The organism is Allobosea sp. 2RAB26, from assembly GCF_052115465.1.
Taxonomy (GTDB): domain Bacteria; phylum Pseudomonadota; class Alphaproteobacteria; order Rhizobiales; family Beijerinckiaceae; genus Allobosea.
Map to the genome: position 1 here is coordinate 146844 of NZ_JBFRGS010000003.1, position 18014 is coordinate 164857.

The window sequence follows — 18014 nt, forward strand, 5'->3', positions numbered from 1 at the left end:
GCGCTGTCATACTGTCCGCCTCCGATCCGAGAGATTTTTTGAAACGGTGAACATGTCCTTGCGGTCAGGCGCGCATCCGTCGCTGCCTTCGACGGATAATCATCCCCTGAGCGGGCGGACCATCCTGCAGATCATCCCCGATCTCGAGGCAGGTGGCGCCGAGCGTACGACGGTCGATATCGCCCAGGGGCTGACCGAAGCCGGCGCGCGCGCGCTCGTCGCGACAGAAGGCGGCCGCCTTGTCGCCGAACTGCAGGCGAAGGGCGGCGTCTGGCTGCCGTTCCCGGCTGCTTCGAAGAACCCGGTCACGATGGCGCTCAATGTGCGCAAGCTCGTGCTGCTCTGCCGACGGGAGCGCGTCGAATTGATTCACGCCCGTTCGCGGGCGCCGGCCTGGGTTGCGCTTGCCGCGGCGCGTGCACTCAAGCTGCCCTTCGTCACCACCTATCATGGCTCCTATGCCAGCCGCTCGGCGGTGAAGACGCAGTATAATTCGGTCATGGCGCGCGGCGACGTGGTCATCGCCAATTCCCGCTACACGGCCGACCTGATTCTGGCGAAGCACGGCTTTGCGCGTGACCGCATCCGTGTCGTCCATCGCGGCACCAATTTCTCGGCCTTCGCGCCATCCGCGGTCGGGCCGGAGCGAGTCCAGGCCCTGCGTCGCGCCTGGGGCGTCGAGCCACATCAGCGCATCGTGCTCTTGCCGGGACGACTGACCGGCTGGAAGGGGCATCGTGTGCTGATCGAGGCGGCTCGCCTTCTGCGCGAGGGCGGCGACAACGATACCGCCTTCATCTTCGCAGGCGACCATCAGGGCCGCGATGGCTATGTCAGGGAGCTCGACCAGGCCATTGCCAAGGCCGGGCTCGAAGAACAGGTCAAGCGCGTCGGCCATTGCACCGACATGCCGGCGGCCTTGCTCGCGGCGGCGGTCGTCACCGTGCCCTCGACCGAGCCGGAGGCCTTCGGCCGTGTCGCGGTCGAGGCGCAAGCCATGGGCATTCCGGTTGTGGTCTCCGATCTCGGAGCAGTTCCCGAAACCGTACTCGCGCCGCCGCAGACGGCTCCCGGCGAGCGCACGGGCTGGCGCGTGCCGCCGGGCGATGCGTCTGCACTGGCCGCGGGCCTCAAGGAGGCGCTGGCGCTGCGCCCCTCGGCGCGCGATGCGCTGGCCCGCCGCGCCCGCCTCCATGTCGAGCAGCACTTTTCGCTCGAGAACATGGTCAGCGAAACCCTCGACGTCTATTGCGCCTTGCTTGGGCGCTAGGCTCTGTACTTGAGCGGGTGTTGCCGTGTTTGCATTGACAATGCCCGACTTTATGCAATGTGTCTGATCAACGGTGCCGACAGCACCATTCATAGGAGAATACAGCCATTCGCCGTCCGTTCCGCGCTGCCCCAACCCCGACCAAAGACGGCCCGCGTTCCAACCGCGACATCCGCGGTGTCCGTGAGGTTCAGCTCATTGACGATACCGGCGCCAACCGTGGCGTTGTGTCGTTCTTCGAGGCCCTGAAGATTGCCGAGGATGCCGGTCTCGACCTGGTCGAGATCGCCCCCAATTCAGTGCCTCCGGTCTGCAAGATTCTCGACTACGGCCGCTTCCGCTTTTTGGAGCAGAAGAAGGCCGCCGAGGCGCGCAAGAAGCAGCGCACCATCGAGATCAAGGAGATCAAGCTCCGGCCGGGCATCGACAAGCACGACTACGACGTCAAGATGAAGGCCATGCACGGCTTCTTCGAGGAGGGCGACAAGGTCAAGGTGACCCTGCGCTTCCGCGGCCGCGAAATGGCGCACCAGGACCTCGGCGTGAAGGTGCTCGAGCGGGTCAAGGCTGATCTTGTCGATGTTGCCAAGGTCGAGAGCGACTGGCAGCTTGAGGGTCGCCAGATGGTGATGGTCCTGGCGCCAAAATAGGTCGCCTGGAGCGCCCTGCCTCGGAATTAGGTTGAGACAAGGCCCGGCCGCTTCGGCTGGGCCTTGTCTCATTTGATCCCTGCTGGGTCGTCCTAAGGCATCGGCCCGAAAAGTGGATTGTGGTTTTCCGGAAGGCCGATGCAAACACAGAAGACCAGATCATCGGACCGGTTATGAATCCGGTCCGATGATCTAGCTGACGGAGCGAATGATCTCGCGATAGGCGGCTTCCGGAAATGCCTTGAGCGTTTGCGTTCTCACATTGCCGTGCATTGCCAGTTGCAGGCAGAAGCGCGCCAGAACGGCATCGTCTGGTGCCTCGCAGACGATGACCATGTCGTATTTCCCCATCGTCATGAAGAAGGCCTTGAAGTCGCCGCCCATGTCGCGCAGCAGCTTCCTGGCCGTGTCGAGGCGGGTCGGCGAGTCCTTGACGTTGCGCGCGCCCTGGTCGGTCCAGTTGGTCAGCAGGATATAGGTCGTCATCACGCTTCTCCCTGGCTGGGCCCGGCCCATGCGTCGGAAGTGTCGTGTGCGGCGGCCCGATCGTCGCCGCTCGGTCTAGGACGGGATGTTTCGCCATCCGCCGGGCCTCTGGCGCCAGTCTAAAGCATCGGCCCGAAAAGTGGATTGCGGTTTTCGGGACAGCCGATGCTCCAACGTGACCGTCAGCGGCGCTGCCGGCCGTCGCCGCCGACTATGGCGCGTCCCGGGCGAGGCTCCGGCGGGCGACCCCTCAACCACTCCCGGCAGGGTGAAGCAGCAATCCATCCAGCATGGCATTAAGGGCCGCGATCGCCCGGTGAGAGGCGGCCTGCGGGTTCTCGGCATGGGCGATCCATTGTGCCGCATGTTGCGTCGCACCGGAGATCAGGCGGGCGGCCGCCTCGGGGTCGATCGCGAGCAGGATCCTGTCCGCGACAAGCGTCTCGAGGCTCGCCGTCATCGAACGGATGCAGGCGCTCTGCGTTGGCCAGTTCCAGGGATCGCCGAGGACGGCTGGCCCATCGCGCAGGACAATGCGCTGGATCTCCGGCTCCAGCGCCATCTCGATATAGGCGGTGCACTCGTCGCGGAAGCCGGCCCATTCATCTGCCGCACTGGCGGAGACGATGCGAAGGCGCTCGTTCATTTCGTCATCGATTTCGGAGATCACGGCCCTGAGCAGGCCCTTCTTGTCACCGAAGTGATGGTAGAGCGCCCCGCGTGTCAGTCCGACGGCGGCGGTCAGTTCATCCATCGAGGCGTCGGCATAGCCCACGGTGCCGAAGGCATGGCGCGCCGCACCGAGGAGCTTGGCCCGCGTCTCGGCGATCATCTCCGTGCGTGGTCTGCGAGCCATCCATGTTCCTTTCGCATACGCGGCGTATGTCAATTGACACGGGCCGGGTCGGCTCCTACTTCACTTGCATACGCTCCGTATGTAAGTGGTACAGAAACTTCTGGAAAGAGGCCCGTCATGGCCAACCCCTATCGCGAGATCTTCAGGGCTCCAGGCGCTATCGCGTTCTCGGCGACGGGCTTCATCGCGCGCATGCCGGTCTCGATGGTAACGCTCGGCGTCGTCACCATGCTGTCCCAGGCGCGCGGCGAATACTGGCTGGCAGGGGCGGTCGCGGCGACCTTCGCCTTGTCCAACGCGCTGATCGCGCCTCAGCTCTCCAGGCTGGTCGATCGCTACGGGCAGCGTCGGCTGCTCATTCCCGCAACACTCGCAGCGATTGCGGCGCTATCGGGCCTGATGCTGTCGACCCGCTACGAAGCGCCAGTCTGGGCTCTCTTCGTCTTCGCCATGCTGTCAGGAACGATGCCGAGCATATCGGCGATGGTCAGGGCGCGCTGGACCGAGCTTTATCGCGATACGCCGAAGCTGCGGACCGCCTTCGCCTTCGAGTCGGTGGTCGACGAGGTCATCTACATGACCGGGCCGGTCATCGCGATCGGGCTGAGCGTATCCTTCTTTCCAGAGGCCGGGCCGCTCGCCGCGACGCTGCTGCTGACCATCGGAACTGCGCTGTTCGTCGCGCAGCGTGCATCCGAACCGCCCGTGCATCCGCAGGGGGCGAGTGGCGGTGACTCGGTCATTCGCCTCGCGTCGGTGCGGATCATCGCCTTCATCCTGATTGCGATCGGCACGATCTTCGGGACGGCCGAGGTCACCGCCGTCGCCTTCGCCGAGGCGCAAGGGAATAAGGCCGCCGCCAGTTTCGTCCTGGCGAGCTATGCCGCGGGATCGCTGATCACGGGGATCGTGTTCGGCGCGCTCAAGCTGCGCATGTCGCTGGCCAGCCAGTTGCTGATTGCGATTGCGCTTGCAGCGGTGACCACGCTGCCTCTGCTCGCCGTCAACAGCATCGGCAGTCTTGCCGTCGTGGTGTTCCTGGCCGGCGCTGCCGTTTCGCCGACGATCATCGTCTCGATCGGCCTGATCGAGCGCCTGGTCCCGGCCGCGAAACTGACCGAGGGCATCACCTGGGCCATGACCGGCATCGGTATCGGCATGGCGGTGGGCTCTTCCGCCTCAGGCTGGGTCATCGACGGGTTTGGCGCGCGCAGTGGTTTCTGGATTTCGGTTGCCGCAGGTGGCGTTGCCCTCGCGACGGCCTTGCTTGGTTATCGCCGCCTGCATGGTGAGAAGCCGCAGCCCGTCCTGCGTGAGGCCGCAGCCTGTATCGGCCCTTAGGGGCAGAACGCCGAAAGGGGCAGAGCCTTCGCATCATTGCAGCCGCGCCGGAGCATCCGATCCGTGGGGCCTGCCATCATTGGCCTGCGTGAGCGCTCGTCGAAGAAGGAGGCGCGCAGAGCGCGCCTCCTGAACGATGCCCGACAGGGCTAGCCGTCGACGAGGGCGAGCGCGGCGTCGGTGTAGCGTTTGCCCGCCACGTCGGCCGGCGTGAGCGCTTCGCCTATGGCTGCTGTTTCGTCGGTGGTCAGGACGATGTCGGCCGCCGCCCTGTTCTGCTCCAGATGGGTCATCTTGCGCGCACCGGGGATCGGCACGATGAAGTCCCCCTGATGCAGCACCCAGGCCAGCGCAAGCTGCGCGGCGGTGACGTTCTTGCGCGCGGCCAGGCGTTCCAGCCGTTCGACGAGCGCCGCGTTGGCTTCCAACGCTTCGGCCTGGAAGCGTGGCAGGGTCCGGCGCCAGTCCTCGCTGCCCAACTCGTCGAGCGTCCGGATCGTGCCGGTGAGCAGGCCGCGGCCGAGCGGGCTGTAGGGCACGAACCCGATTCCGAGCTCACGGCAGACGGCGAGCACGCCGTCTTCAGGCTCGCGGCTCCACAACGAATATTCGCTCTGGACGGCCGCGATCGGATGCACCGCGTGCGCCCGGCGGATCGTCGAGGCATTGGCCTCGGACAGGCCGAGCGCTCGGACTTTGCCCTCGCGCACGAGATCGGCCATGGCGCCGACCGTATCCTCGATCGGCACATTCGGGTCGACGCGGTGCTGGTAATAGAGATCGATCACGTCGATCCCGAGCCGCTTGAGCGAGGCTTCCGCCACGGCCCTCACATGTTCCGGCCGGCTGTCGAGCCCCGCCATGCGCTCCGGTCCCTTGCCCTCTTCGAGGATCCTGAACCCGAACTTCGTGGCGATCACCACCTGGTCGCGCACAGGCCTGAGCGCCTTGCCCAGCAGGACCTCGTTCTCGAATGGGCCATAGACTTCGGCGGTGTCGAAGAGGGTCACTCCGATATCGACGGCGCGCCGCAAGGTGGCGATCGCGGCGCTCTCTTCCTGGCCACCATAGGCGAAGGTCATCCCCATGCAGCCGAGGCCGACGGGGAAGACTTCGAGTTCTTGACCAAGCTTGCGAGTTTGCATCACGGGCTCCTCTTTTGTGATCCGATACAGATGAGGCTTGCGCCACTGATCGATAATCACCTGGAGAAAGCACGGCCTGTTCGATAAAACAGATCAATGAACCGCGCTGATCTCCCGCATCTCGCCGTCCTGGCGGCCGTCGCCCGCAATCGGGGTTTCCGTGGCGCGGCCCGCGAGCTCGGCATTGCGCCGTCCGCCGTCAGCCACGCCGTGTCGCTGCTGGAGAGCCGGCTCGGCGTGCGCTTGCTGGCGCGCAGCACGCGCAGCGTCGCGCCCACCGAGGCCGGGGCGCAGCTTCTGGAACGGCTGCTGCCGGCGATGTCGGAGATCGCCCTGGCGCTGGAAGTGGCGGCTGCCTCGCGCGAGGAGCCCGCCGGCAATCTTCGCCTCACCGTGCCGCGCACCGCCGCTCATCTGGTGCTGGCGCCGAAGCTCGGCGCCTTTGCCGCGGCCTATCCGGAGATCGTGCTCGAGATCGTCATTGACGACAGGTTCGCCGATGTCGTCGCGGGCGGGTTCGATGCCGGGATCCGGCTCGGCGAGAGCCTGCAGCGCGACATGATCGCCGTTCGCATCGGGCCACGCATGCGCGGCGTCGGGGTTGCGGCCCCGTCCTATTTCGCCGGGCGGGACATGCCGCTGACGCCGGACGAGCTGCCCGGGCATCGCTGCATCCGCTTCCGCTTCGAAAGTGGCGTGATCTATCGCTGGGAGTTCGAGAAGGACGGTCTCGTCGTCGAACCCGAAGTCACGGGACCGCTGATCCTGGGCGATGACCGGCTCGTCCTCCAGGCCGCGCTTGATGGTGCCGGCATCGCATTCCTCTTCGATGACTATGTCCGCGATGGGCTCGGGCAGGGCAGGCTGGTGTCTGTTCTGGAGGATTGGTGTCCGCCCTTCGACGGGTTCTACGTGTATTATCCGAGCCGCCGGCAGATGCGCCCGGCGCTGCGGGCTTTCATCGACTTCTTCCGCGCTGATAAGGGGTAGCGCTGCCGCACGCTTCCGGGCCCGTTGGGCTCCCTTCCGATCATGACCACGAGGATTTCCGTGACGGGTTCTATTTCGGCCGTTCTGGTTCACGTCTCGGACGTGGTCGCGGGGCTCGCTTGGTATCGCAGGGCATTTCCCCGCGCCGTTCCGGCGACGAGCCAGCCTTCGGGATTCGCCTTTCTGCAGATTGGCGAGACGCAACTTGAAATCGTTCCGGCCGACACGAAGGTGGCCAGCGGCGCTGCCGGCTCGATCGTCTATTGGCGGGTGGAGGATTTCGAGCGATCGCTTGCCCATTTGCAGGCGGTCGGGGCGGTTCTCTATCGCGGGCCGCTGGCCATCGACGGTGATCTGTGGATGTGCCAGGTTCGCGATCCCTGGGGCAATTGCATCGGGATCAGAGGGCCTCGCGCCGAAAAGCTGGGCTGATCAGGATAAACCCGTTCCGGTTCGCCATGCGGCCTTTTAGGCATGAGTGGCGCCTGCACTTGCCAGCCCCGGGCTTTTCTGTCATATGCGCGCCCTTCGATCGCCCGGCTGATAAGGGCTGCCGTGGCGGTCGTTCTTTGCTTCCAGCAAGCAAAATCGAAGCGGCGCATCTCGCGCGTCCGCGACCATTGAGGAGCTGAAATGCCCAAGATCAAGACGAAGTCGAGCGCCAAAAAGCGCTTCAAGATCACCGGAACCGGCAAGGTGCTCTACGCCCAGGCCGGCAAGCGTCACGGCATGATCAAGCGGACCAACAAGCAGATCCGCAATCACCGCGGCACGGCAACCCTCTTCGAGGGCGATGCCGCCAACGTGAAAAAATACTTCCTGCCGAACGGCTGACGCCCTCTAACCTTTCCGGAGATCACACATGGCTCGCGTGAAACGGGGCGTAACGTCCCACGCCAAGCACAAGAAGACACTCAAGGCCGCCAAGGGTTTTTATGGCCGCCGCAAGAATACGATCCGCGCTGCCAAGGCGGCCGTCGATCGTTCGATGCAGTATGCCTATCGCGACCGCAAGAACCGGAAGCGCTCGTTCCGCGCGCTCTGGATCCAGCGCCTCAACGCTGCGGTGCGTGAGCATGACTTGACGTACTCGGTCTTCATCGGCGGTCTCGCCAAGGCCGGTATCGAGCTCGATCGCAAGACGCTGTCGGCGCTGGCCATCGACGACGCAGCCGCCTTCGCGGCCGTGGTCGAGACGGTGAAGGGTGCCCTCGGCGCGGAAGCCAAGGCCGCCTGAGTTTCGCCTCGGCGAAGTGAATTGGAAAAGGCCGGCAGCGATGCCGGCCTTTTTCGTTGTCAGCTCTGCATGCTGTCGTTTGCGGGAAAGACCCAGTTCTGGCCCGCACCGTCGACGACACGCTGGTAGGCTTCCTCCGGCGTATCGGCGTAGCAGAACAGCGAAAGATCTTCGGGCCGGATGAATTTTGCCGCGGCCATGGCATCGAGATTGAGCAGGTCACGCCAGAAGGCGCTGTCATAGAGCACGATCGGTACGGCCGGCATCTTGCCCGTCTGCTTCAGCGTCATGATCTCGAAGAGTTCGTCGAGCGTGCCGAATCCGCCGGGAAACACGACGAGCGCCGCGGCGCGCATTGCCAGGTGCATCTTCCGCATCGCGAAATAGTGGAAGCGGAAGGTCAGGTCCGGCGTTGACCACGGATTCGGCTCCTGCTCGTGCGGCAGGGTGATGTTGAAGCCGATCGAGAGCGCCCCCGCTTCCGTCGCACCGCGATTGGCTGCCTCCATGATGCCCGGCCCGCCGCCAGTGGCGATGACATGATGGCGCCCGCTCTCGCCGTCGATGAGCGCGCCGCCCCGCTCGGAGGCAATGCGGGCGAATTGCCGTGCCGCCTCGTACCAGCGGTCTCCTTCCCGGACGCGGGCCGAGCCGAAGACGACAACGGTCGAGACGATGCCGCGCGCGCGCAAATGGTCCTCGGCCTTCTGGTATTCGAGCATGAAGCGCACGCCGCGTGTCGAATCGCCAAGGATGAAATCGGGGTCGAGCGCCGCCAGGCGGTACGAGGGGGAATTCTTCTGGGCCTGGCTGTCGGGCATGATGTCTGTCTCCATGATGCCACCTGCATAGCCGCATCCCGGCGGCACTGTCGCCTGCATCGCTGGCAGGGCTGCTCCGCCAGGCCCGGGACTTGTTCGGGCCAAGCACTTGTTCAGGCCAAGCACGTGTTCAGCCGAGGTACTTGTTCAGGATCTCGGCGAGACGTGGCGCGCCGGCATTGTGCGGCAGCAAGGTCAGAAAGCGCCCCTCGCGGTCCAGCAGATAGGTGAGGGAGCCGTGATCGACGGCGTACTCCGCGGTGCCATGATGCGGCAGCGTGAGCTTGCGGCGATGCACCTTGTAGGCGCGGGCGATCGCGGCAATCTCCGATTCGCTGCCGGTCAGTCCGATCAGGCGCGGATGGAGGGCTGTGACATAGGCTGCCATCGTGGCGGGCGTGTCATGGGCCGGATCGACCGTGACGAAGAGCGGCGCGAGCCGCTCGGCCTGCGGGCCGATGGCGTCGAGCGCCTGCGCGATGATCGCAAGATCGACCGGGCAGGTATCGGTGCAACGGGTGAAGCCGAAATAGACCAGCATGAACCGCCCGCGGAAATCCGTGTCGTTCACGCGCTTGCCGGTGTGGTCGATGAGCGTGAAAGGGCCGCCGAACCGGGTGGCGAGCGGGTCGATAGGGCTGGCGCCAGATGCAGGCGGTTGCTGCGAGAACGCGCCTGCGGCTGGCAGGATGGCGCCAAGGGCCAGCAGCACCCGCCGCGAGATCATTTCGGCCGAAGTCCCTTGATTCCGTATGGGCCGTCTTCGGCGATGATGCGGCTCGCTTCAGGATCGGCCCGCCACCATTCGGCGGCCTTGCCGTTGCGGGCCTCCCAGTCGGACTTGAAGCGTTCGGCCGGAATCCAGGGCTGCGAGGGGCCTTCGCGGACCGCCTGCACGAAGAATACTGTCACTGCCGGATTGGCGATCAGCAGGCCATCGGCCTCGATCTCGCGGCCGCAATAACCGATCAGGTCCCGGACCGAGCCGGCAAAGTCGACGTTCGATTTCGCGACAAGCCGGAAGGTGCCGTCGGCCAGGACAAGGCCGAGCTGGCGCTTGCCGCTGCCGCAATCGGGCGTGCAACGGCCCGTGAGATGGCAGAGCGCATCGACGACCCGCCCCTTGAGGATTGTCGCAGTCTCGTACGGGATGTTCCAGGCTTCGGCCGCGCGCGCGGTTGTCACGGGGATGCCGGCGAGAAGCGCGGCCACAGCCAGCATGTGCCGCAGCATTCGCATCGCTCAGTTCCCGAACGGCTGGATGCCGTGTTCTTCATGGGTCATGCTGATCACGCCCTTGTCGTCGGCGATCCTGTCGACGAGCAGGTACTTCACGCCGTCGCGCTCGAGCAGTTCGCCATCGACTGTGACCTCGTGTGTGGCCATTCGCGCAACCCGCGGATTGGCGGCGCTCTCGTCGTCGTCGCCGATCTTGAGAATGAGATAGAGATTGCCGGCCGGGTCGCGGATGCTGACCGGGATGCCGCCAAGCGCACACCAGATTGCGCATTGGTGGTGGGCTGTGCCCCTGGCGAACATCAGCCCGCTGATCGTGCACCAGGTATCGCTGATTTCCCCGGTGATCGTGACGCGCTGCCCGTCCTGTGCCCTTGCCGGGGCGGCACTCAGCGCGACGATCAGGAATGCCAATGCGCGCCAGTGAGACAGGATTGTCATGATGCTGCGCTCATTTCGGCCAAGCAGGGTCTCTGCCGTCGCGCCTGCGATGCTTTGCCAGCACGATTGCCCCTAGCATCGCTCAAGATGACACCCTAGAAGATGCCTCGCAATCGGACCAGATCAGGCATGAATGAGATCGATACCCTCAGCGATTCACTTCTTGGTGAGATCGCCGCTGCGCAGGACGAAGCCGCGCTCGAGCAGTTGCGCATCGCTGCGATCGGCAAGTCGGGCTCTGTGTCCGCGCTGCTGAAGACGCTGGGCGCGATGACGCCGGACGAGCGCAAGGAAAAGGGCCCGCTGATCAACGGCCTGCGCGACAAGGTCCAGGGCGCCATCACCGAGCGCAAGGAGGCGTTGGGGCAGGCTGCGCTCGACGCGCGCCTTGCTGCCGAGCGGATCGATGTCTCCCTCCCGGTGCGCGAGGGGCCGGAGGCGCGCGGGCGCATCCACCCGATCAGCCAGGTCATCGACGAGATCACCACGATCTTTGGCGACATGGGCTTTTCGATCGCGGAAGGTCCCGATGTCGAAACCGACGATCTCAACTTCACCAAGCTGAACTTCCCCGTCGGCCACCCGGCGCGGGAGATGCACGACACCTTCTTCTTCGCGCCTGACGCCAATGGCGAGCGCAAGCTGCTGCGCACGCACACCTCCCCGGTGCAGGTGCGCACGATGATCTCGCAGGAGCCGCCGATCCGCGTCGTCTGCCCGGGCCGGACCTATCGTATGGATTCCGACCAGACCCACACCCCGATGTTCCATCAGGTCGAAGGTCTGGTGATCGACAAGAAGGCCAATTTTGGCCACATGAAATGGGTGCTCGAGGAGTTCTGCAAGGCGTTCTTCGAGGTCGATAGCGTCAAGATGCGCTTCCGCCCCTCCTTCTTCCCCTTCACCGAACCGTCGGCCGAAGTGGACATCCAGTGTTCGCGCAAGGGCGGCGAGATCCGCTTCGGCGAAGGCGACGACTGGCTGGAGATTCTCGGCTGCGGCATGGTGCACCCGAACGTGCTGCGCAATTGCGGCCTCGATCCCGATGTCTATCAGGGCTTCGCCTGGGGCATGGGCATCGACCGTATCGCCATGCTGAAATACGGCATGCCGGACCTGCGCCCCTTCTTCGAGGCCGATATCCGCTGGCTCTCCCATTACGGCTTCCGCCCACTCGACCTGCCGACCCTGACTGGCGGCCTGACGTCGTGAGGGAGCCGGTCGTGCAGGGGAGGGCGGGATGACAGTCGCAGCAGGAGCAGGACTGTTCGCGGTGCTTGCCGTCGCGCTCAACCTGCTGTGCCTCGCGATCGCCTATTTCCGCCTGCGCCACCGCGCTTTGGGCTCGGCCTTGCTCGACCAGTGCCCGGCCGTCACGATCGTGCGGCCGGTGCGCGGTCTCGAGGCGTTCAGCCGCGAGACGTTGAGCTCGGGGCTGGTGCTCGACTACCCCCGCTACAGGACGATCTTCTGCGTTGCCGATGGCGACGACCCTATCGTACCGCTGATCGAGGATCTGATCAGGCGCTTCGGCGACGATCGCGTGCGGCTGATCGTCGGCGATGTCGCCGTCAGCGCCAATCCGAAGCTCAATAACTGCGTCAAAGGCTGGGACGCGGCGGACACGGACTGGGTCATTCTCGCCGATTCCAACGTGCTGATGCCGAAGGACTATATCCAGCGGATGCTGGCGGCGTGGCGGCCCACGACCGCGCTCGTCTGCTCGACACCGGCCGGTTCGCGCCCGCAGGGCTTCTGCGCCGAACTCGAATGCGCCTTCCTGAATACCTTCCAGGCGCGCTGGCAATATGCCGGCGAGGCGCTCGGCTTCGGATTCGCGCAGGGCAAGTCGATGCTCTGGAACAAGCCCTTTCTCGACTCCAATGGCGGCATTGCAGCGTTGGGGGCGGAGATCGCCGAAGATGCGGCGGCGACGAAGCTGGTGCGCCGGGCCGGCAAGCATGTCCATCTCGTCGGCCAGCCCTTCGAGCAGCCCTTGGGCGAGCGCAGCCTGCGCGACGTGGTGCAGCGCCAGTTCCGCTGGGCCAGGCTGCGCCGGGTGACGTTCCTGCCCTTCTTCGCACCGGAGATCCTGTCGGGACCGCTGTTGCCGGTGCTGGCGGCCGTTGTTGCGGCGCCAGCCTTTGGGTTGCCGGCCTGGGTCGCGCTATGTGCCGTGCTGCTGCCCTGGTACGCGGGCGAGATGCTTCTGGCCTATGGCGTCGGCTGGTACCTGTCGTGGCGGCTGCCTTTCGCCTTCCTGGTGCGCGACATCGTCTTTCCCGGGATCTGGGCCTATGCCTTCGTCGCGGGCGAGGTGACGTGGCGCGGCAACGCGATGAAGATCAGGACCGATGGCGAGGACCGGTTGAACGATGACCAGTCCCAGCTGTCGCCGGTCGCGGCTCGGCGGGACGGGGCGGCGTGACCATGGGCACGACCACGATCCCCGAGCGCTACCGGGACTGCCCGAGCTTCTCCTTTGGCGACAGCCCGGAGCTGGCCTCCGAACTGGCCGCGCTCGTCGTCAGCGGCCGCAAGCGGGCGACGGTGAACACGCCCGATGATCCCGACTGCCCGGAGGTCGGCCAGATGTGGATCGTCCTCGACGGCGGCAAGCGACCTGTCTGCGTCATCGAGACGCTCGAACTGACGACGCGGCGGTTCGACGAGATCGATGCCGAATTCGCCTTCGAGGAAGGCGAGGACGACCGTACTCTGGCCTCATGGCGCCAAGCCCATGAAGCCTATTTCCGACGCCTCGGCGTCTTCAGTCCCGACATGACCTTGATTTGCGAACGCTTCCGTCTGGTGGAAGTGCTCGCTCCGATGGACGCACACGCATGAAATTCACGCTCTCCTGGCTCAAAGACCATCTCGACACCACCGATACGGTCGACACCATCACCGAGACCCTGACGCGTGTCGGGCTCGAGGTCGAAGGCGTCGAGGACAGGGCGAAGGCGCTCCAGGCCTTCACCATCGCCTATGTGATCGAGGCCAAGCAGCACCCGAATGCCGACCGGCTGCGCGTCTGCCTGGTCGACACCGGCACCGGCGAGCCCGTGCAGGTCGTCTGCGGCGCGCCCAATGCCCGCACCGGCATGAAGGGGGTGTTCTCGCCGCCGGGCAGCTACATTCCCGGCAAGGACATCACCCTCGGCAAGGGCGTCATTCGTGGCGTCGAGTCGAACGGCATGCTGGTCTCGGAGGCCGAGCTCCAGCTCTCCGAGGATCATGACGGCATCATCGAACTGCCGGAGGATGCTCCGGTCGGAATGCCCTACGCAACCTATGCAAAGCTCGACGACGCCACGATCGAGATCGCGGTCACGCCAAACCGGGCCGACGCGCTCGGCGTCAGCGGTGTCGCGCGCGATCTCGCCGCCGCAGGTCTCGGCACGCTGAGGACACCGTCGATCCAGCCGGTGCGCGGCTCGTTCCCGTGCCCGGTCAAGGTCACGCTCGACTTCGCGCCGCAGGACAAGAAGCTCTGCCCGGCCTTTGCCTTGCGCCTGATCCGCGGCGTGAAGAACGGTCCGTCACCGGAATGGTTGCAGGCCCGCCTGCGCGCCATCGGCTTGCGGCCGATCAATACGCTCGTCGACATCACCAATTTCATGACCTTCGACCGCAACCGGCCGCTTCACGTCTTCGACGCGGCCAAGGTCAGGGGAGATCTCACGGTGCGCCGGGCCAAGGCGGGCGAGGAGATTCTCGCGCTCGACGGACGCACCTACAAGCTGAGCGACGAACAGGTGGTGATCTGCGATGCGCATGGCGTCGAATCGCTCGCCGGCATCATGGGTGGCGAGGCTTCGGGCTGCGACGAGAACACGGTGGATGTCCTGGTCGAGAGCGCGCTCTGGGACCCGCTCAACATCGCCCGTTCGGGCCGAGCACTCGGTATCAACTCGGATGCGCGCTATCGTTTCGAGCGCGGTGTCGATCCGGATTTCTGCCGGCCGGGCCTCGATCTCGCGACGGTGATGATCATCGATCTCTGCGGCGGCGAAGCCTCCGAAATGGTGTTCGAGGGCGAGCTTCCGGAGTCGCGCCCCGCGATCGATTTCCCGTGGTCGGAAGTGAAGCGTCTGACGGGGCTCGATCTGCCGCAGGTCGAGATGAAGCTCGCGCTGACCTCGCTCGGTTTCCATGTCTCGGGTGCGGGCGAGCGGGTGAAGGTCGCGGCGCCGTCCTGGCGCGGCGATGTCGAGGGCAAGGCCGATCTGGTCGAGGAGATCCTGCGTATTGCCGGGCTCGACCGCGTGGCCTCCACGCCGCTGCCGCGCATCAAGGCAGAGGTGGTGAAGCCGGTTCTCACCGTGCTTCAGAAGCGCACCCGCGCCGCCAAGCGTCTGCTTGCCAGCCGTGGCTTGGTCGAGGCGGTGACCTGGTCCTTCATCTCGCACGAGGCGGCGACGCTCTTCGGCGGCGGCTCGCCCAAGCTGGTTCTGGCCAATCCGATTGCCGCCGATCTCTCCGACATGCGGCCGTCGCTGCTGCCGGGGCTGATCCGTTCGGCCCAGGCCAATGCGGCACGCGGCTTCGGCGATGTCGCATTGTTCGAGGTCGGGCAGGTCTTCTTCAGCGATGAGCCCGAAGGCCAGGTGATAGCGGCCGCCGGCTTGCGCCGCGGCACGGCCCGGCTCGAGGGTGTCGGCCGTCATTGGGACGGTGCGGCCGAGCCTGTCGATGCCTTCGATGCCAAGGCCGACGTCATGGCCCTGCTCTCCGGTCTCGGAATCCCCGTCGGCGGCTTGCAGGTCGTGGCCGGTGGCCCTGCCTGGGCTCATCCGGGGCGGTCGGCGACATTGCAGTTCGGGCCGAAGGGCGTCATCGGCGCCTTCGGGGAAGTCCATCCCAAGATCCTCAAGGCGCTGGACGTGAAGGGGCCGCTCGTGGCCTTCGAGATCCATCTCGACACCCTGCCTTTGCCGAAGGCCAGGCCGACCAAGGTCAAGCCGAAATTGAGCCTCTCCGGCTTCCAGCCGCTGACGCGCGATTTCGCCTTCATCGTCGATGCCAAGGTTGCGGCGGGTGACATGATGCGCACGGCGCAGAATGCCGAGCGCAGCCTGATCTCCGATGTCACGGTGTTCGATCTCTATGAGGGGCCGGGCGTCGAGGCAGGCAAGAAATCCGTGGCGCTCGCCGTCACGCTCCAGCCTGCCGAGAAGACGCTGACCGATGTCGAGATCGATGCGGTCGGCAGCAAGATCGTCGCCGAGATGACCAAGCGCTACGGCGCGACCCTGCGGAGCTGATCCTCAGGCCGGGAGCACCGGTTCCCCGGAGCAGACATGCGGGAAGGCGGGAGCGACACTGGGCGCGCCCGCCTTTTGCGTATCTGGCAGGCCTGTCATCGGGCTGTCTCGGGGCAGAGCGTTGGTGCGCCTCTGGGGCGATGGGCCAGTGCGCGTTATTGATCCAGATTGTGTAATAATCCGCCCGCGCAATCCGTGAACAATCGCGCTATCGGCTGCTGATCGTTTCAACGTGCCCTGGCTGTATGACCATCTCCGAATGTCCCGTTGCGGACAGCCTTTTCCCTGGCTTTCGCCTGCTCGACGTTCAGACGTCGGGTGCGCGAATTCGCGTGCGGACAGGCGGGGAGGGGCCGGCCTTGCTGCTGCTGCACGGTTATCCGCAGACGCATGCGCTTTGGCACAAGGTCGCGGACCGGCTGAAGCGGCATTTTACCCTGGTGTGTGCAGATCTGCGTGGCTATGGCGACAGCGAGAAGCCTGTCTCCGATGCCGCTCATCTTGTCTATTCCAAGCGTGCGATGGCGCAGGACATGGTCGAGGTCATGGCTGCGCTTGGCCATGATCGGTTTGCCGTTGGGGCGCATGATCGCGGCGCGCGCGTGGCCCATCGCATGGCGCTCGACCACGCAGGCCGTGTGACGAGGCTCGCCACGCTCGACATCGCGCCCACGCGCGAGATGTATGCCAATACCACCGACGCCTTCGCGCGTGCCTATTGGCACTGGTTCTTCCTGATCCAGCCCGCGCCCTTTCCCGAGCGCATGATCGGTGCTGATTCCAAGGCCTATTGGCTGAAGAAATGCGGCTCGGGCTCCGCCGGTCTGACCCCTTTCGCGCCTGAGGCGCTTGAACACTACCTGCGCTGCTTCGCCGATCCGGCGACGATTCACGCGAGCTGCGAGGATTATCGCGCGGCCGCGACCATCGACCTCCGTCATGACGACGAGGATGGTGGCCGCAAGCTTGAGCAGCCCCTGCTGGCGCTTTGGGGCGAGCAGGGCGTGATCGGGCGCTGCTTCGATCCCCTGGCGCTCTGGCGCCAGCGTGCACAGAATGTCCAAGGCCGGCCCTTGCCCGGTGGCCATTATTTGGCGGAGGAGATCCCCGATCTCGTCGCTGCCGAATTCACGGCTTTCTTCGGAGAAGACACATGACCGGAACCAATCGCGTCTACCGCATCGCTGTGATCGCCGGCGACGGCATCGGCAAGGAGGTCATGCCCGAAGGTCTGCGGGTGCTCGAAGCGGCGTCGAAGAAGTTCGGCTTCGAGCTGCGCTGCGACAGCTTCGATTTCTCCTCCTGCGACTACTACGCCAAGCACGGCAAGATGCTTCCCGACGACTGGAAGGACCAGATCGGTGGGCATGACGCGATCTATTTCGGTGCTGTCGGCATGCCGGCGCAGGTGCCGGACCACATCTCGCTCTGGGGCTCGCTGCTGCTGTTCCGGCGTGAATTTGACCAGTATGTCAATCTCCGCCCCGTGCGGCTGATGCCCGGCGTGCCTGGCCCGCTGGCCAACCGCAAGCCGGGCGATATCGATTTCTTTGTCGTGCGCGAGAACACCGAGGGCGAGTACTCCTCTGTCGGTGGGCGCATGTATGCCGGCACCGAGCGCGAGATCGTGCTGCAGGAGACGGTGATGAGCCGCGTCGGCGTCGACCGCGTGCTGAAATACGCCTTCGAGCTCGCCCAGCGCCGGCCGCGCAAGAAGCTGACTTCGGCCACCAAGTCGAACGGCATCTCGATCACCATGCCCTACTGGGACGAGCGGGTGAAGGAGATGGCCAAGAACTATCCGGATATCGCGGTCGATCAGTACCATATCGACATCCTCACCGCGCATTTCGTGCTGAATCCCGATCGTTTCGACGTCGTGGTCGCCTCCAACCTGTTCGGTGACATCCTGTCCGATCTCGGGCCGGCCTGCACCGGCACGATCGGCATCGCGCCGTCGGGGAACATCAACCCGACCCGTGAATTCCCTTCGCTGTTCGAACCCGTTCACGGCTCGGCGCCCGACATTGCCGGCCAGGGCATCGCCAATCCCGTCGGCCAGATCTGGTCAGGCGCGATGATGCTCGACCATCTCGGCGAGCGCGAGGCCGCAAAGGCCATCGAGGCCGCGATCGAGCGTGCCCTTGGAGACGCCCGGACGCGCACGCGCGATCTCGGCGGAACCTTGAGCACCGAGGCTGCGGGCAGAGCAGTCGAGCAAGCGCTGGGCTGAGCAAGAAGGGCGCGACTCCAGCCAGGGTATTGGCTAGAAAG

Annotated in this window: 20 protein-coding genes; 13 read left to right on the forward strand and 7 right to left on the reverse strand. The window is 65.3% G+C overall.

The genetic code is table 11. The annotated features are described in order from the left end of the window. Positions 1-52 precede the first annotated feature (52 nt). Entirely contained in the window at positions 53-1270 is a 1218-nt protein-coding gene (locus tag AB4118_RS06405; RefSeq protein ID WP_069877444.1) for a glycosyltransferase family 4 protein, read from the forward strand. A 107-nt stretch (positions 1271-1377) separates the two neighbouring features. Continuing rightward, on the forward strand, positions 1378-1920 hold the full coding sequence (gene infC, locus AB4118_RS06410) for a translation initiation factor IF-3 (RefSeq protein WP_069877443.1): 543 nt from the start codon (positions 1378-1380) through the stop codon (positions 1918-1920). A 192-nt stretch (positions 1921-2112) separates the two neighbouring features. On the opposite strand, the gene AB4118_RS06415 is transcribed toward infC, so the two are convergent. Continuing rightward, on the reverse strand, positions 2113-2406 hold the full coding sequence (locus AB4118_RS06415; RefSeq protein WP_441488959.1) for a GYD domain-containing protein: 294 nt from the start codon (positions 2404-2406) through the stop codon (positions 2113-2115). A 250-nt stretch (positions 2407-2656) separates the two neighbouring features. Next, complete coding sequence (locus tag AB4118_RS06420; protein WP_441488960.1) at positions 2657-3262, reverse strand: TetR/AcrR family transcriptional regulator; 606 nt, start codon at positions 3260-3262, stop codon at positions 2657-2659. Between the two features lie 117 nt (positions 3263-3379). On the opposite strand from AB4118_RS06420, the gene AB4118_RS06425 reads away from it, so the two are divergent. Beyond that, complete coding sequence (locus AB4118_RS06425) at positions 3380-4603, forward strand: MFS transporter (RefSeq protein WP_441488961.1); 1224 nt, start codon at positions 3380-3382, stop codon at positions 4601-4603. Positions 4604-4752: 149 nt separating this feature from the next. On the opposite strand, the gene AB4118_RS06430 is transcribed toward AB4118_RS06425, so the two are convergent. Next, a complete protein-coding gene (locus AB4118_RS06430) occupies positions 4753-5748 on the reverse strand; it encodes an aldo/keto reductase (RefSeq protein WP_441488962.1) in 996 nt (331 codons plus the stop codon). Between the two features lie 96 nt (positions 5749-5844). On the opposite strand from AB4118_RS06430, the gene AB4118_RS06435 reads away from it, so the two are divergent. From AB4118_RS06435 to rplT, 4 genes are all read left to right on the forward strand, one after another. Further along, entirely contained in the window at positions 5845-6738 is an 894-nt protein-coding gene (locus AB4118_RS06435; protein WP_441488963.1) for a LysR family transcriptional regulator, read from the forward strand. Positions 6739-6798: 60 nt separating this feature from the next. Next, a complete protein-coding gene (locus AB4118_RS06440) occupies positions 6799-7170 on the forward strand; it encodes a VOC family protein (protein WP_441488964.1) in 372 nt (123 codons plus the stop codon). A 201-nt stretch (positions 7171-7371) separates the two neighbouring features. Next, positions 7372-7572, forward strand: a complete 201-nt coding sequence (gene rpmI / locus AB4118_RS06445; protein WP_043233081.1) for a 50S ribosomal protein L35 — start codon at positions 7372-7374, stop codon at positions 7570-7572. A gap of 28 nt (positions 7573-7600) precedes the next feature. Next, on the forward strand, positions 7601-7975 hold the full coding sequence (gene rplT / locus AB4118_RS06450; RefSeq protein ID WP_043233082.1) for a 50S ribosomal protein L20: 375 nt from the start codon (positions 7601-7603) through the stop codon (positions 7973-7975). 59 nt (positions 7976-8034) lie between these two features. Here rplT and AB4118_RS06455 read toward each other — a convergent pair whose 3' ends face one another. The 4 genes from AB4118_RS06455 to AB4118_RS06470 form a co-directional block, all read right to left on the reverse strand. Beyond that, positions 8035-8796, reverse strand: a complete 762-nt coding sequence (locus tag AB4118_RS06455; protein ID WP_441488965.1) for an LOG family protein — start codon at positions 8794-8796, stop codon at positions 8035-8037. 130 nt (positions 8797-8926) lie between these two features. After that, entirely contained in the window at positions 8927-9523 is a 597-nt protein-coding gene (locus AB4118_RS06460) for an SCO family protein (RefSeq protein WP_441488966.1), read from the reverse strand. Continuing rightward, positions 9520-10035, reverse strand: coding sequence for a hypothetical protein (locus AB4118_RS06465; protein ID WP_441488967.1), 516 nt, complete (start codon positions 10033-10035; stop codon positions 9520-9522). The genes AB4118_RS06460 and AB4118_RS06465 overlap by 4 nt, the downstream gene beginning before the upstream one ends. 3 nt (positions 10036-10038) lie before the next feature. Beyond that, positions 10039-10473, reverse strand: coding sequence for a hypothetical protein (locus AB4118_RS06470; protein WP_441488968.1), 435 nt, complete (start codon positions 10471-10473; stop codon positions 10039-10041). A 129-nt stretch (positions 10474-10602) separates the two neighbouring features. On the opposite strand from AB4118_RS06470, the gene pheS reads away from it, so the two are divergent. The 6 genes from pheS (at position 10603) to AB4118_RS06500 (ending at position 17973) form a co-directional block, all read left to right on the forward strand. After that, positions 10603-11685: a phenylalanine--tRNA ligase subunit alpha gene (gene pheS / locus AB4118_RS06475; protein WP_441488969.1), complete on the forward strand. Its 1083-nt coding sequence runs from the start codon at positions 10603-10605 to the stop codon at positions 11683-11685. Between the two features lie 28 nt (positions 11686-11713). After that, positions 11714-12901 carry a ceramide glucosyltransferase gene (locus AB4118_RS06480; protein WP_441488970.1) on the forward strand — a complete coding sequence of 396 codons (1188 nt, stop codon included), beginning with the start codon at positions 11714-11716 and terminating at the stop codon, positions 12899-12901. 2 nt (positions 12902-12903) lie between these two features. Beyond that, the gene (locus AB4118_RS06485; protein WP_441489226.1) at positions 12904-13320 is read left to right on the forward strand and encodes an ASCH domain-containing protein; all 417 of its coding nucleotides are present in this window, start codon (positions 12904-12906) and stop codon (positions 13318-13320) included. Continuing rightward, positions 13317-15740 carry a phenylalanine--tRNA ligase subunit beta gene (gene pheT, locus AB4118_RS06490; RefSeq protein WP_441488971.1) on the forward strand — a complete coding sequence of 808 codons (2424 nt, stop codon included), beginning with the start codon at positions 13317-13319 and terminating at the stop codon, positions 15738-15740. Before AB4118_RS06485 ends, pheT begins: the two co-directional genes overlap by 4 nt. 359 nt (positions 15741-16099) lie before the next feature. Continuing rightward, positions 16100-16897, forward strand: a complete 798-nt coding sequence (locus AB4118_RS06495; protein ID WP_441488972.1) for an alpha/beta fold hydrolase — start codon at positions 16100-16102, stop codon at positions 16895-16897. Continuing rightward, entirely contained in the window at positions 16894-17973 is a 1080-nt protein-coding gene (locus tag AB4118_RS06500) for a tartrate dehydrogenase (protein ID WP_069877427.1), read from the forward strand. The genes AB4118_RS06495 and AB4118_RS06500 overlap by 4 nt, the downstream gene beginning before the upstream one ends. Positions 17974-18014 lie beyond the last annotated feature (41 nt).

Bases quoted from the DNA above. Each gene is read 5' to 3' on its own strand.
- AB4118_RS06405 (WP_069877444.1), top strand. From the start codon at position 53: ATGTCCTTGCGGTCAGGCGCGCATCCGTCGCTGCCTTCGACGGATAAT.
- AB4118_RS06415 (WP_441488959.1), bottom strand. From the start codon at position 2,406: ATGACGACCTATATCCTGCTGACCAACTGGACCGACCAGGGCGCGCGC.
- AB4118_RS06420 (WP_441488960.1), bottom strand. From the start codon at position 3,262: ATGGCTCGCAGACCACGCACGGAGATGATCGCCGAGACGCGGGCCAAG.
- AB4118_RS06425 (WP_441488961.1), top strand. From the start codon at position 3,380: ATGGCCAACCCCTATCGCGAGATCTTCAGGGCTCCAGGCGCTATCGCG.
- AB4118_RS06430 (WP_441488962.1), bottom strand. From the start codon at position 5,748: ATGCAAACTCGCAAGCTTGGTCAAGAACTCGAAGTCTTCCCCGTCGGC.
- AB4118_RS06435 (WP_441488963.1), top strand. From the start codon at position 5,845: ATGAACCGCGCTGATCTCCCGCATCTCGCCGTCCTGGCGGCCGTCGCC.
- rpmI (WP_043233081.1), top strand. From the start codon at position 7,372: ATGCCCAAGATCAAGACGAAGTCGAGCGCCAAAAAGCGCTTCAAGATC.
- rplT (WP_043233082.1), top strand. From the start codon at position 7,601: ATGGCTCGCGTGAAACGGGGCGTAACGTCCCACGCCAAGCACAAGAAG.
- AB4118_RS06455 (WP_441488965.1), bottom strand. From the start codon at position 8,796: ATGCCCGACAGCCAGGCCCAGAAGAATTCCCCCTCGTACCGCCTGGCG.
- AB4118_RS06460 (WP_441488966.1), bottom strand. From the start codon at position 9,523: ATGATCTCGCGGCGGGTGCTGCTGGCCCTTGGCGCCATCCTGCCAGCC.
- AB4118_RS06465 (WP_441488967.1), bottom strand. From the start codon at position 10,035: ATGCGAATGCTGCGGCACATGCTGGCTGTGGCCGCGCTTCTCGCCGGC.
- AB4118_RS06470 (WP_441488968.1), bottom strand. From the start codon at position 10,473: ATGACAATCCTGTCTCACTGGCGCGCATTGGCATTCCTGATCGTCGCG.
- pheS (WP_441488969.1), top strand. From the start codon at position 10,603: ATGAATGAGATCGATACCCTCAGCGATTCACTTCTTGGTGAGATCGCC.
- AB4118_RS06480 (WP_441488970.1), top strand. From the start codon at position 11,714: ATGACAGTCGCAGCAGGAGCAGGACTGTTCGCGGTGCTTGCCGTCGCG.
- AB4118_RS06485 (WP_441489226.1), top strand. From the start codon at position 12,904: ATGGGCACGACCACGATCCCCGAGCGCTACCGGGACTGCCCGAGCTTC.
- pheT (WP_441488971.1), top strand. From the start codon at position 13,317: ATGAAATTCACGCTCTCCTGGCTCAAAGACCATCTCGACACCACCGAT.
- AB4118_RS06500 (WP_069877427.1), top strand. From the start codon at position 16,894: ATGACCGGAACCAATCGCGTCTACCGCATCGCTGTGATCGCCGGCGAC.